The organism is Staphylococcus sp. GDY8P119P (assembly GCF_017892075.1).
Taxonomy (GTDB): domain Bacteria; phylum Bacillota; class Bacilli; order Staphylococcales; family Staphylococcaceae; genus Staphylococcus; species Staphylococcus ureilyticus.
Map to the genome: position 1 here is coordinate 104,962 of NZ_JAESKJ010000011.1, position 13,638 is coordinate 118,599.

Consider the following 13,638-nt stretch of genomic DNA (forward strand, 5'->3'; position numbering starts at 1 on the left):
TAACTCCTTATTCCTTATCTTTATTTTCATATTGTTTTCGAGTTGCTTCTAATCTTTGGATGACATTTGGGTTTCTTTTTTGTTTATTATTTTTGCCCAAAATAAATATTGGCTCAAAATGTCCATTATCATAAGCTAATGAAAGTGACGTAATTGGAACTAATCCTTTCGTGAAGAATTCCATCGTTAAGTGTGCCATAACATCGTAACCTGTTTTATTTCTAATATCAGCAATAATCAACACGTCTTGATGCGGTACTGCCACCAACATCTCACCTTCACATTGCGCTTGTATTTCATTTAAAAAGGTAGAATTTAAAATTCTACTGGCATCGTAACCATCATTTGAATTTACAAAATAGAAGATATTACCCTTAACTTCATCGGTTTTATATTTGTTTTCAAGTTTTCGAACATTAAATAAAGCCATTTCTTTCACTTGTTGTTTAGTAAGATTTAATTTTTCTAACATTTGCTCATCTATCAAGCGATAAGATTTTCCTAAATCTACTGCATAATAAATATTAGTTTCTGCAGTATGTTTATCTATAACAAATGAATTACCTTCTTTGTCTTTTTTATCAAAACTAGGCGATCTTAATACAGGCATTATCTCAATATTCTCTGTTTCTGATAACGCCTCCCCTTTCATTTGTTCAATCGCTTCTTCGACATAATATACAATTTCATCTACAATATTTTCTTTTTGTTCTTTATATTTCGCTACAATTGTTGAAAGTTTGACAGTGACACCTTTGCCATTATCATTTCTAGATACGCGCAGCGTTTCTTCATCACGATTAAAACTAAATTTGACATCTAAATGTTTTAATCTATCTTTTAATTTATCTCTCATTTGAAAGACATTCATCGTTAACACTCCTATTTACGTGTCTTTATACAGTTTACAATAAATATACCCTTAGGAACAGAAAAAAAGTAAGTTCTAAGGGTATATTTTTATCGTGCACTTAATAAGATTCATTCACTTTATGTTTATAAAGAAGCTAAAAAATTATCTATCTGTTCAATGGATTTACGTTCTTTTCCAATATAACTTCCAATTTGTTGTCCATTACTAAATACTAAAAAGCTAGGAATGCCCATAATACCATGTTCAATGCAAATATCTATAAATTTATCTCTATCCACTGATACAAATTTATAATTTGTATACTTCGCTTCAAGTTGTGGTAAGTCTGGTTCAATCACTTTACAATCTGGACACCAATCAGCAGTAAATAAAAATACAGTGTCCCCTCTTTTAAATTCTAAAAATTGTTGTTCATTTTCTAATTGTTCCATCTAATCACTCCAAAACATTATTTATACTGTAAAGTATTTATTATTTCGTCATCTAAATTTTTAACTGATTGTAATATTAAGTTTCTTGCAGCGTCATAATCACGAAAATCAAATACTGCATTTGTACTGTGAATATAGCGTGCACAAACACCAATAACTGCAGTTGGAATACCAATGTTTGCTTTGTGAATTTCTCCTCCATCTGTACCGCCTGGAGACATATAATATTGATATGGAATTTGAAATTTGTTTGCTAAATCTAATAGAAAATCTCTAAACGTTGGCTTTAGTATCATCGTACCATCTTTTATACGAATCAATGTCCCTTGACCCAATTCACCGGAAAGATTTTGCTTTCCATTCATATCATTTGCTGGCGAACAATCTACTACAAAAGCTACATCCGGATCGATTAATTCAGCAGAGGCTTTTGCACCTCTTAACCCTACCTCTTCCTGAACATTTGCACCAACATATAAATCAAAATCTAGCTCTACGTCTTTTAATAATTCTAATAATTCTATACCTAATAAACAACCATAACGATTGTCCCACGCTTTACTAGCAAACCTATGCTCTGATAACTGTGTGAACGGTGTGTCTGGAACAATAGTATCACCAATTTGAATGCCTCGATTGATAACATCTTGTTCACTTTCACAACCAATATCTAATAATAGGTCCTCAATTTTTGGTGCACCTTCGTTACCTGTCCTAAAATGTTTCGGTATATTCGCTACAACTCCTATGATTTCTTCATTGTTTCTTGTTTTAACTTTTAGTCTTTGACCTTGCCATATATCAGTCGCTACTCCACCTAAATTCGTGAATTGTAAGAGCCCATTATCTGTGATGTGCGTTATTAAAAAGCCCACTTCGTCCATATGAGCAGCAACCATTATTTTCTTTGAATTTTTAGATTTAGCTCTCTTAACTCCATAAAAGCCGCCCATTCGATTGTATACAAAGTCATCTACATACGGTGACATTTCAGATTTCAAATATGATTTAACATCATCTTCAAATCCTGGCGCTCCATGTAATTCTGTTAATATTTTCATTCTTGATAATGTTTTACTTTTGTCTATACTCAATGTCATTCACTCCTTAATATTTATTATATCATCTTCATTATGGTAAACTATATATATGAATTTATTGGGGGTAGATTGTAATATGTTGAATAAAAAAAGTTGGTTCTTCATCGGCTTAATTTCAATAACAACTATTGTTGGATCAATTTATTTTTATACGCGTCAAAAGCAACTACAAAATCGTAATCCAGAAGCTATTATTACAGATGTAAAAACTTATTTTATGAATGTTGTAGGTTCTTACATACTAAATGAAACGATAATGTATCAAAATGCTGGCGATCAATTAGAAGTCTTTCAAGGTGGTATCACTACCCTTCATAACGGCAAACGCACTTATTATGATTTTTATGCCGACGCTAAAACTGGTGAAGTGATAAACATCATTGAATGTAAATGATAAACGGTTAAAGTTATGAACACACTTGTATCATGTAGAAAATATTTGTCGACTACACTGAGATGATTACAATGAAAGAAATAAACTATATTACTGCTCAAACTATGAAGACATTGATTGTATTTTTAGTTAAGATATAGTGCTATTTCAAATGTTCAAAACTTTAACCTTTTATTTTATTCTCTTGTAATGTAATGCTCGATTTCAGATGGTTCCTTTTGATTAAATTTTACAGCAAAGTAATTTACATCATGATAATATAAAAACCAGTAATTTTCTAAAATGAATCTAGGTATCATGCGTTCTTTTTCTCTTATAGACTGCATTGGATAATCATCGTAAGCAGTTACCCACAGTGGATTTTTATGTGCGACTGTAGGAAAAATATCTCCCATATGTACTGCTTTTTCTCCTGCATTTTCTACTGTAATAATAGAATGACCGTAACTATGGCCACCAGTATGATACATATTAATCCCTTTGACGATTTCAATTTCTTTTTCAAACAGCAATAATTTATCGGTGAAATCACCATTATTTTTCTGCCAATAAGTTGATTTACTTCGTATATTTGGGCTAACAAACTCATGCCATTCATCTTGTTGAATAACATGAATCGCATTTTTAAAAACTGCACGCCCTTCACTATCAGTTAATCCTGACGCATGGTCAAAGTGTAAATGTGACATTAAAACATAATCAATATCATTCGTTGTCAAATTAAATAATTTTAAATCTTCTTCTATATTACTTTCATAATGCACACCAAATATTTTACGCTCTTTTTCGGTAAGCTTATGATTACCAATACCAGTATCAATAATAAAGTTAAATTCTTCCGTTTGTATTAAAATTGGATGTGTAGGTAATGGAATCCGATTTTCCTCACTTTGCTCATATTTTTTAGCCCATAAAACTTTCGGAACCACACCAAACATCGCTCCACCATCAATATTTGTAATGCCACCGTTCAAGTAATGTATCTTGAAATTTCCTAATTTCATAATCAGTCCCCATTTCTTGATTTAATTACTAATTAATTAATATAGTAATATAATACACAGTACACGTAAAATAACGAAATTTGTTAGTCTTCTGCTACAACAAAATTTCATGGTGATTTTGTTATGTACTGACGCCTAGTGAAATGATATGAACGAGAGACTACAAGCTCGAGTCATATCCCCAGGCAAGCATGTACGAGCAAAATCGTAGCACGCTTATATATAGAACTAACATATCATGTGACTTGATATGCTTTAGCATAATTAGAAATGTAGAGATAAATCATATTATAAATTTTATAAAATAAGACTTTTTAATTTATTAATATATCTACAAATGTAAATGAACTTTTCATTTCTTACAAGACCATTTCACTTAAAGTGATTTTGCATCGTGCTGACGCCTAGGGAAATGATATGAACGAGAGACTACAGGCTCGAGTCATATCCCCAGGCAAGCATGTACGAGCAAAATCGTAGCACAGTTATAATAAAAAGGACTAATCCGTCATTTTTGCGGATTAGTCCTTTGTTTTGAACGTGAGATTTTGGGCTGCGTCATTACAAATATTTAATTATTATGGAATTTTGCTTCCATTCTATAAATTCTTGAACCTCTGTCTGAAAACTTGCGCTCATATTCTGTTTCAATATTATTTTCTTTTTCTTCTTGATGCAAGTTCAAATTTATTTTTGTAAAATACATACCAAATTGGGACATACTTTCTAAGCTATAGGCAAATAATCCTCTATTATCTGTTTTAAAATGAATCTCACCATCTGTTTTTAACACTTGTTTATACAAAGATAAAAACGTGTGATACGTCAATCTACGCTTAGTATGTCTTCTTTTCGGCCAAGGATCAGAAAAATTTAAATAAATACGTGAAATTTCACCATCTTTAAAGTATTCATTTAGTTCTATCGCATCGTTACATATCAATTTAATATTCGTTAGATTTTGCTCTCTCACTTTATCTAACACTTTGACCATTACATTTTTTTCACGTTCCATAGATATAAAATTAATTTCAGGTCTTTGTGCAGCAAGTGTTGTTATAAATTGTCCCATGCCGGAACCAATTTCAATATAAATTGGTTGTTCTTTGTCAAACCACTCACTTATATGTCCTGAATGGCTGCCATCTGTGTCTACAATATCAGGATGCGATTTTAAATAATCTTCTGCCCATGGCTTGTAACGCATTCTCATTTTCTTGATAACTCCTTATATAAATGCATTGTTATTCATTACTTGGTTTAAGAACTTCAGCCACATATTCATATCTTTATAGCGTTTTTGTTCTTCATACCACTGAACCATACCAATAGATTGTACAGCAGTATACCATTTCATTCTTTTTTGCAAGTCTATAGAATCTTTCGTACCGTAATCATTTAACCACTGAGGCCATTTATTTTCAGGAACGTAATTGTATAGCAGCATGCCTAAATCAATTGCTGGATCTGCAATCATTGCACCTTCCCAATCCACTAAAAATAGTTCATCGTGGTCAGACAACAACCAATTATTATGATTGACATCTCCATGGACAACTGTAAAAAATCTAGGGTCAAGACTTGGCATATGATCTTCTAAATAAGTTAATGCCTTTCGCACCACATGGTGTGTTAACACTTCTCTAGATAATGAGGCGTTTATTTTATTCAACAAAATATCAGGCGTAATAGGATACATTTCCATACGCTTCAACATATTCAAAAGTGTTTTTGAACTATGTATTTTTTTCAATAAATTAGCTACTCGTTGTTCATACATCTCATCAAAAGTTAACTCTCTGCCATTTTTCCAATGCTGCGCCGTCACGACTTCCCCAGTCTCTATTCGTTTCGTCCATACGAGCTTAGGTACAATACCTTCAGCAGACAAGGCTGCAATAAATGGGTTTGAATTTCGTTTTAAAAACAATTTCTGCCCATCTTGTTCAGCCATATATGCTTCTCCAGATGCACCACCTGCTGAATCAAGTGTCCACCCTAATTGATAAAACTGCTCCAACACGTTCACCTCACTTTCAATTAGAAAATGGCTCCAGAAAACAGATTTCGAGAGCCAAATATAATCATTTTCTAATACACACACTTTTAAACTTAAAACTCTATATTACTGTCATTATATGATAACGACCATTTTGTCCCATAGAATCAAGTTTTTATATTTAAATATGAAATACTGTATCGAGATTGATAATAACTTTAACATCATATCATATATCCTCTCGTAACAGTATTTTTTTCGAAAAATTCCTTTAGTTTTTTTAAATGAAATTTCATGTCTCAATTTCAAGTCTCATAGAAGATTTTATAATGTTTAAGGATTTATTTCAACCAATAATGAGAAACAAAAAGTCACATTTTACTACAGTATTTTTCTATAATTTTTAAATCGGCTCAGTTAGCATTATAACATAATTTAGCTTTGGTAAAAGTTACATTTTATTTCCTTTTATGGAAAATATTAACTATCTGTGTCAATGTATCTATTAAATCCTTCTTGTAACGATTTCGTTATTGGTCCAACTTCTCCGTCTCCTACTTTTTCACCATCTAATTTTACGACTGGCATTACTTCAATAGATGTACTAGACACAATAATTTCATCTGCATTTCTTAAAAAATCTACAGTAAATGTACCTTCATTAAACGGTATACCTTTTTCTTGAGCAATATCTTTTATGACCATACGTGTAATACCATTCAATATATAATTATTTACTGGATGTGTATAGATTTCTCCAGCTTTAATAGCATAAACATTGCTTGATGATCCTTCAGTAACAATATCACCTCTATGTTGAATAGCCTCTTGAGCGTTATATTTAACTGCACGCTCTTTAGCCAACACATTGCCAAGTAAATTCAAGCTTTTAATATCACATCTTAACCAACGAATATCTTCAGTTGTAATCGCATTAATACCTTCTTCTAATAATTTATATGGACGATCGTAAGTTTTAGTAAATGCCATCACATTTGCTTCTACTGATGGCGTAGGAAATGCATGGTCACGAGGGGCTGCTCCACGTGTAACTTGTATATATACGCCACCATTAACGACACCATTCGCTGCTAATAATTCTTGGATTAATTCTGTAAGCTCTTCTACATTATATTTCAATTCTAAACCTATTTCTTTAGCACTTCTCAAAAGTCTTTCAAAATGTGGTTTGGCAGTAAAAATATTATTGTTGTATGTTCTAATATATTCATATATACCGTCACCAAATACATAACCACGATCATTGTATGGTACGCTTGCGTCTTTTTCGTCTACTAAATGTTCATTAATAAGTACTTTTGTCATCATCATTCCTCCACACATAGAGCATATAAAGCTTCTAAATAAATACTAGTTGCATTGAATAATTGTTTTTTCGTAATATACTCATTTTTTTGATGCATTAAATCTTCTGAATCATTAAACATAGCACCAAATGCGACACCTTTATCTAAATTTCGAGCGTAAGTTCCACCACCAATTGTGTATGGTTCAGTTTGGTCACCTGTTTGATTACGATATGTTTTCACTAAAGTTTGTACGAAAGGATCATTTTTATCCACATAGTGAGGTGTTTGATTTTTACCTAATGCTATAGAAAAACCAAGTTCCTGAATCTCACCTTTAAAACGAGTCATGGCTTCTTCAAATTCAAAACCTTGCGGATATCTTAAATTAATACCGAATTGACCACCATTTTGATTATCATATGAAATGATACCTATATTTGTAGTTACATCTCCCATAACATCTGTGTGGAATTTCATTCCCATTTTTTCACCGAAATGAGAGTTGAATAAATACTGTTCACTAAATTGAGTGAAATTTTCAGCAGTTTTGTCTAAACCTAATTGGGCTAAGAAATGTAATAAGTACAATCCAGCATTCACACCAATAGATGGATCCATACCATGTACAGCTTTACCGTATGCTTTAAGTACTAATACGCCACTATCAACGATACTTTCACCATTTAAATTATGCTCAGATAAAAATTGTTCGAATTTTTGAATGACGTCAGTCATATTTTCTTTAACCGCAAGTTTACCAATTGCTTCGTCAGGTACCATGTTATAACGTTGACCTGATGTAAAAGAAATAAGTTCGTATTCTGGTTCATCTTTATCTTCAGCTTTTTCATTTTGAACCACATCAAAAGTACTAATACCCTTTTCACCGTGTATTGCTGGGAATTCAGCATCAGGTGCAAACCCTAAAGTTGGCATTTCTTCAGTTTTAAAATAACGCTCTGTACATTTCCAATCTGACTCTTCATCAGTACCTATAATGATATGTATACGCTTTTTCCAATTAACTTTCATATCGTTCAATATTTTCACGGCATAATATGCGGCAATTGTTGGCCCTTTGTCATCTAGTGTGCCCCTTGCAATAATCTTATCTTCAGTTACAACCGGATCAAAAGGATTAGTATCCCAACCATCACCAGCTGGCACTACATCAACATGACATAAAATCCCCATAACATCTTCGCCTTCACCAGCTTCAATACGCCCTGCAATATGTTCAACATCGTGAGTATCAAATCCATCACGTTCAGCAATTTCGTACATATAATCTAATGCTTTACGTGGTCCAGGTCCGACTGGATTATCTGAAGAAATTTCATTATCATCTCTCACACTTTCAATAGATAATAAGCCTTTTAAATCATTTATAATATCTGTTTCGTATTCTTTCACTTTTTCTTTCCACATTTAGCATCAACTTCCTTTTTAATACTTATATATTTAATATTTTACATGAAGTAGTACAGAAACTACAGCGAGATGTGATTATTATTTTAAAAAATTCACTGTATAATTAAATGAAAAACAGTTTAAAACCTTTCATATACCTAACTTTCAATTTCTGTATTAATATATAAAAAAACCTAGTTCAAAACAATGAACTAGGTAAAAAATCAAATGTATAATTGCTTATTTATTTTTATTGTTTTTGAGCTCGTCTTCAGTAACGACGCGGAGATTATTTGAAGGGTCAGCAGCACCTTCATCTGTAAATCTTGCTTCCTCAACATGTTCTTCTTCTTCAGACTCACCCTTAAAACGTTCTTTTTGTTCGTTAATAAAACCTTTAGGATCTTGTTTTACTTTTGAAGCATAACCTTTAGGGTCTTGTTTTACTTCATTATAAGTTTCATTTGCTTTTGAGCTGATCTGACTAGCGATGTCTTTTGCATTTTGCTTATAAGATTCAGGATTTGATTTATATTTACTATATTCATCCTTTAATTTATCTCTATTCTCTTTTTTAGAAAGAACAACTGCAGCAGCTGCGCCTCCAACACCTAAAATTGCTTTTAATAATTTTGACATAATAACACCTCTTTATTATTTTAATCCTAATTGTTTAAAATCTATTTGAGTTAAATGGCGATACTCACCTGGCGCTAAAGATTCATCCAGTTTTAATTCACCAATGCTAATGCGTTTCAATTCTAAAACTTCATTATCTATAGCATGAAACATGCGTTTAACTTGATGATATCTTCCTTCATAAATTGTGACAAATGATTTAAATGCTTCATCACTTTTTACTAAAGTCGCAGGCTTTGCCAAACCCTCATTCAATTCAATACCCATTTTAAACGATTTTATATCATTATTTGTAATATTTTTTTGGGAAATCACCTCATAGGTTTTAGATACGTGTTTCGTTGGGCTCATTAGTTCATGGTTAAAAGTGCCATCATTCGTAATTAATAACAAACCCGAAGTATCTTTATCTAAGCGACCAACTGGAAACACATCTAAAAAACGGTACGGTTCAACTAAGTCCACAACTGTTTGCTGTTGCTCATCCTCTGTTGCAGATACGTAACCTTTAGGCTTATTTAACATTAGATAGACTTTATCAATATAGTGAATTGTTTCATTGTTTTTCTGTACTTCATCAGTTTCTGGATTTATTTGTTTTTTAGGAGATTTTTCTATTTTATTATTAACTGTAATAATACCTTTTTTCAATAATTGTTTAACTTCTGTACGTGTTCCTACACCCATATTAGCTAAAAATTTATCTAATCTCATTTTATAATCCCTAATTTACGTCTGAGTTTATTTGGAATATCTCCTAAAAATTGGTCAGCAAGTTTCGTCTTCATCGTAATACCACCGTAAACAATCATACCTACTATGACACTGATAATTAAAATTGCTAAAGCACCAAATTTAGTTTGCGGAGAAATAACCATTTGTAATAAAAACGATGATAATTCAACTACGACCATCATTAACAAGCCATATAAGAAAATTTTACCAAAATGTAACCACGTTTCTGAGAAGTCAAAACTCGCATATTTTTTAAGTATATAAAAATTACAGATAACAGCAAATAGTAACGCTATCGCCGTACTTAAAATTGCTCCAGCAGTATGGAATGCCATAATCAATGGCGTATTTAGTATTACTTTTAATACTACTGCCGCTAAAATTACAAAGACTGTCAACTTTTGTTTATCAATACCTTGCAGCATAGAAGCTGTTACACTTAACAATCCAATTAAAATAGCAACAGGTGCATAATAAAATAACAATTGACTTCCATCGACATTATAACTATAAAAGACAGTATACAATGGTAGCGCTAAAGCCATAATTCCCAGACTTGCAGGGACTGTAATATACATTAACACCCCTAATGATGTTCGAATCTGTCTGTGCATTTCTTTTAATTCACCAGATTCATACGTCTTAGTAATAAATGGAATTAAACTCACTGCAAAACCAGCAGATAATGACGTTGGAATCATTACTATTTTATTTGTAGTCATGTTTAAAATAGTAAAGAAATAGTCATGTAAACGACTTGGTACTCCAGCCAAATCTAAGGCACCATTATGTGTAAACTGATCTACTAAATTAAACAGTGGAAAATTTAAACTAACAATTACAAATGGAATACTATAAGAAATAATTTCTTTATACATTTTTCCATAAGATACAGAAATATCAGAAGTATCCGTTGCCACCATTTTTTCAATATTAGGCTTTCTCTTTCTCCAGTAATACCATAAGGTGAATATCCCTGCAATCGCACCTACTGCAGCAGCAAATGTTGCTATACCATTGGCCTGTAACACACTTCCACCAAAAACATTCAGAACTAGATAACTTCCTACTAAAATAAATAAAATACGTGCGATTTGTTCAATAACTTCTGATACAGCAGTTGGACCCATTGATTTATAACCTTGGAACACACCACGCCATGTAGCCAGTAATGGGATAAATATGACTACCATACTGATAATTCTAATAATCCATGTGATGTCAGCGACGGACCAGCCACCCTTAGCACCAGATTCATGGGCTAAAGTAATTGTGGCAATGCTCGGTGCTAATAAATATAAAATGAAAAATCCAATAAATCCTGTTATAGTCATAACTATAAAGCTAGATTTATATAATTTTTCACTGACTTTATACGCCCCTAAAGCATTATATTTAGACACATATTTAGACGCCGCTAATGGCACCCCAGCAGTTGCAACTGCAATGGCAATATTATACGGCGTATATGCATAGTTAAAAGGCGCCAATTTTTCTTCTCCACCAATTATGGAATAAAAAGGAATAATATATAAAACACCCAAGACTTTAGTAATCAATATACTAAGGGTGATTAAAAAGGTACCCCTAACTAATTCTTTACTTTCACTCATTCAGATCTTCCTATCTCAAATTTAATTTTTACAATCATAACTTTAATCATAACGTTATAAACACTTTTTTTCAAAACTATATTACTATAAACTATAAAATAACACTATTTAGTAAAGTGAGGCAATCAAATGTACCAAACAATTATAATTGGCGGTGGTCCTAGTGGTTTAATGGCTGCTGCCGCAGCAAGTCAACATAGTGATAAAGTCCTTCTCATTGAAAAGAAAAAAGGGCTCGGACGCAAATTAAAAATCTCAGGAGGTGGACGTTGTAACGTCACAAATCGTTTACCGTATGAAGAGATAATTAAAAATATACCAGGAAATGGAAAATTTTTATATAGTCCTTTTTCCGTATTTGACAATGAATCTATTATTCACTTTTTCGAATCACGTGGAGTTGCACTCAAAGAAGAAGATCATGGACGTATGTTTCCTGTTTCTAATAAAGCACAGGATGTTGTAGATGCGTTAATTCGTACGATTGAAAAAAATAATGTAACTGTAAAAGAGGAAACGTCAGTACACGCTATTGAACATACACCTCAACAGACATTCAAAGTCTTTTTAGGTAATCAACAAGCAATTGAAACGAATAGTTTGATTATCGCTACAGGTGGCACGAGTGTACCAAAGACCGGTTCGACTGGTGATGGTTATAAATTCGCTGAACACTTTGGACATACAATTACAGAACTTTTCCCAACTGAAGTACCAATTACGTCATCCGAGCAATTTATTAAAAACAAAAGATTAAAAGGATTAAGTTTAAAAAATGTTGCGTTATCTGTATTAAAGAAAAATGGTAAAAAGCGCGTCACACATCAAATGGACATGATATTTACTCATTTCGGAATCAGTGGCCCTGCCGCATTAAGATGCAGCCAATTTGTATATAAAGAACAAAAAAACCAAAAACGCGAAGATATCGAAATGCAATTAGATGCTTTTCCAGAACTCAGTTTTGCACAATTAGAAGACAAAGTACGTAAATTATTAAAAGATACGCCAGATAAATATGTAAAAAATAGCTTACACGGTTTAATTGAAGAACGTTATCTATTATATATGTTAGAGTTAGCAGATATTTCAGAAACATTAACAGCACATCATATCTCTAATGAACAATTTAATACATTGATTACTTTATTGAAAGGTTTTATTTTTAAAGTTAATGGAACACTATCAATTGAAAAAGCTTTCGTAACTGGCGGAGGGGTCTCACTTAAAGAAATCGAACCCAAAACGATGATGTCAAAATTAACGCCAGGATTATTTATGTGTGGTGAACTGCTCGATATCCATGGTTATACAGGTGGCTATAATATTACTAGCGCTTTAGTTACAGGTCATATATCAGGAACAAATGCAAGTAAATTTCAACATTAAACCTATCAATTTGTGATCTACTAGACCAACTACGCACTGTTAAAACAAATTCATTTTTAATGTTTTGTATTTTCTATGCGCTTGAGTCACCGAATATTATAATACTTAAGTCGCCTACTCTCAGGCGTCAATAGACGTAGAGAGGAGGTGTATTTTGTGATTGATATCTTTGTTCATTTCATGACTGCTGTTATCAGTGGTTGTATCGTTACGTTATTTGCGTACTGGCTGCGCAATCGTAATGACAAATAATACAGGCGACATTTAGCCAACACCAAAAAACCCCCTCACTACTCGCAATAGTGAGGGGGTTTGGTGTATCTGTATTGATATCTTTGTTAAATATATTATAACACTAAACTTGCATAAAATGCAAAATCATCGTTTGATTTTGCTCGATCAAAAGATTAAATACTTTTAATTTCTAAACCTTCATCGCCCCACGCATCCATGCCACCTTCAACATTGACTGCGTGAATGCCATTGCGTTCTAAATATTGGACGACTTGTGCACTTCTGCCACCAGCTTTACAAATAATATAATACGTTTCTTCTGAATTAAAGTGACTTAAATTATCAGGAATTTTATCCATAGGTATCGTTTCTGCATCTGGTATGACACCCATTGCTGTTTCTTCATCAGTTCTTACATCTACGACATGAACAGGATTAGAATTTAAAATTTTTGATTTCAATTCATCTATAGTAATTGTTTCCATAATATATACGCCCCTTTTGTG

The 13,638-nt window shown here is 32.4% G+C and carries 15 protein-coding genes; 3 read left to right on the top strand and 12 right to left on the bottom strand.

All coding sequences use genetic code 11. The annotated features are described in order from the left end of the window. Positions 1-7 precede the first annotated feature (7 nt). The 3 genes from KA830_RS11360 to KA830_RS11370 all read right to left on the bottom strand — a co-directional run bounded on the left by KA830_RS11360 (position 8) and on the right by KA830_RS11370 (position 2,399). On the bottom strand, positions 8-871 hold the full coding sequence (locus KA830_RS11360) for a DUF1444 domain-containing protein (RefSeq protein WP_204180428.1): 864 nt from the start codon (positions 869-871) through the stop codon (positions 8-10). A 125-nt stretch (positions 872-996) separates the two neighbouring features. Continuing rightward, positions 997-1,305, bottom strand: a complete 309-nt coding sequence (locus KA830_RS11365) for a thioredoxin family protein (protein ID WP_046206824.1) — start codon at positions 1,303-1,305, stop codon at positions 997-999. A gap of 17 nt (positions 1,306-1,322) precedes the next feature. Beyond that, positions 1,323-2,399 (bottom strand): M42 family metallopeptidase, encoded by a 1,077-nt coding sequence (locus KA830_RS11370; RefSeq protein ID WP_204180427.1) that lies wholly within the window; start codon positions 2,397-2,399, stop codon positions 1,323-1,325. 82 nt (positions 2,400-2,481) lie between these two features. On the opposite strand from KA830_RS11370, the gene KA830_RS11375 reads away from it, so the two are divergent. Further along, positions 2,482-2,799, top strand: coding sequence for a hypothetical protein (locus tag KA830_RS11375; RefSeq protein WP_046206822.1), 318 nt, complete (start codon positions 2,482-2,484; stop codon positions 2,797-2,799). 176 nt (positions 2,800-2,975) lie between these two features. On the opposite strand, the gene KA830_RS11380 is transcribed toward KA830_RS11375, so the two are convergent. The 8 genes from KA830_RS11380 to KA830_RS11415 all read right to left on the bottom strand — a co-directional run bounded on the left by KA830_RS11380 (position 2,976) and on the right by KA830_RS11415 (position 11,509). Continuing rightward, positions 2,976-3,803: a YtnP family quorum-quenching lactonase gene (locus KA830_RS11380; protein WP_046206821.1), complete on the bottom strand. Its 828-nt coding sequence runs from the start codon at positions 3,801-3,803 to the stop codon at positions 2,976-2,978. Positions 3,804-4,374: 571 nt separating this feature from the next. Next, positions 4,375-5,016 (bottom strand): tRNA (guanosine(46)-N7)-methyltransferase TrmB, encoded by a 642-nt coding sequence (gene trmB, locus KA830_RS11385; RefSeq protein WP_204179897.1) that lies wholly within the window; start codon positions 5,014-5,016, stop codon positions 4,375-4,377. 15 nt (positions 5,017-5,031) lie between these two features. Then, positions 5,032-5,823 (bottom strand): phosphotransferase family protein, encoded by a 792-nt coding sequence (locus KA830_RS11390; protein ID WP_046208347.1) that lies wholly within the window; start codon positions 5,821-5,823, stop codon positions 5,032-5,034. Between the two features lie 459 nt (positions 5,824-6,282). Beyond that, complete coding sequence (gene dat / locus KA830_RS11395; protein ID WP_204179896.1) at positions 6,283-7,128, bottom strand: D-amino-acid transaminase; 846 nt, start codon at positions 7,126-7,128, stop codon at positions 6,283-6,285. Between the two features lie 2 nt (positions 7,129-7,130). Continuing rightward, entirely contained in the window at positions 7,131-8,540 is a 1,410-nt protein-coding gene (gene pepV / locus KA830_RS11400; RefSeq protein ID WP_073341659.1) for a dipeptidase PepV, read from the bottom strand. A 222-nt stretch (positions 8,541-8,762) separates the two neighbouring features. Next, a complete protein-coding gene (locus KA830_RS11405) occupies positions 8,763-9,161 on the bottom strand; it encodes a YtxH domain-containing protein (protein ID WP_073341656.1) in 399 nt (132 codons plus the stop codon). 15 nt (positions 9,162-9,176) lie between these two features. After that, positions 9,177-9,875 (bottom strand): pseudouridine synthase, encoded by a 699-nt coding sequence (locus KA830_RS11410; protein WP_204179894.1) that lies wholly within the window; start codon positions 9,873-9,875, stop codon positions 9,177-9,179. Next, the gene (locus KA830_RS11415) at positions 9,872-11,509 is read right to left on the bottom strand and encodes a putative polysaccharide biosynthesis protein (protein ID WP_046208342.1); all 1,638 of its coding nucleotides are present in this window, start codon (positions 11,507-11,509) and stop codon (positions 9,872-9,874) included. Before KA830_RS11415 ends, KA830_RS11410 begins: the two co-directional genes overlap by 4 nt. A gap of 129 nt (positions 11,510-11,638) precedes the next feature. Between KA830_RS11415 and KA830_RS11420 the strand changes: the two genes are divergently transcribed. Together KA830_RS11420 and KA830_RS11425 are read left to right on the top strand one after the other, a co-directional pair. Continuing rightward, a complete protein-coding gene (locus KA830_RS11420; RefSeq protein WP_204179893.1) occupies positions 11,639-12,898 on the top strand; it encodes a BaiN/RdsA family NAD(P)/FAD-dependent oxidoreductase in 1,260 nt (419 codons plus the stop codon). Positions 12,899-13,054: 156 nt separating this feature from the next. Further along, positions 13,055-13,150, top strand: a complete 96-nt coding sequence (locus KA830_RS11425) for a type I toxin-antitoxin system Fst family toxin (protein ID WP_107360307.1) — start codon at positions 13,055-13,057, stop codon at positions 13,148-13,150. 155 nt (positions 13,151-13,305) lie between these two features. Here the strand turns inward: KA830_RS11425 and KA830_RS11430 are convergent, their stop codons facing one another. Next, the gene (locus tag KA830_RS11430; RefSeq protein ID WP_046208340.1) at positions 13,306-13,617 is read right to left on the bottom strand and encodes a rhodanese-like domain-containing protein; all 312 of its coding nucleotides are present in this window, start codon (positions 13,615-13,617) and stop codon (positions 13,306-13,308) included. Between the last annotated feature and the right edge of the window lie 21 nt (positions 13,618-13,638).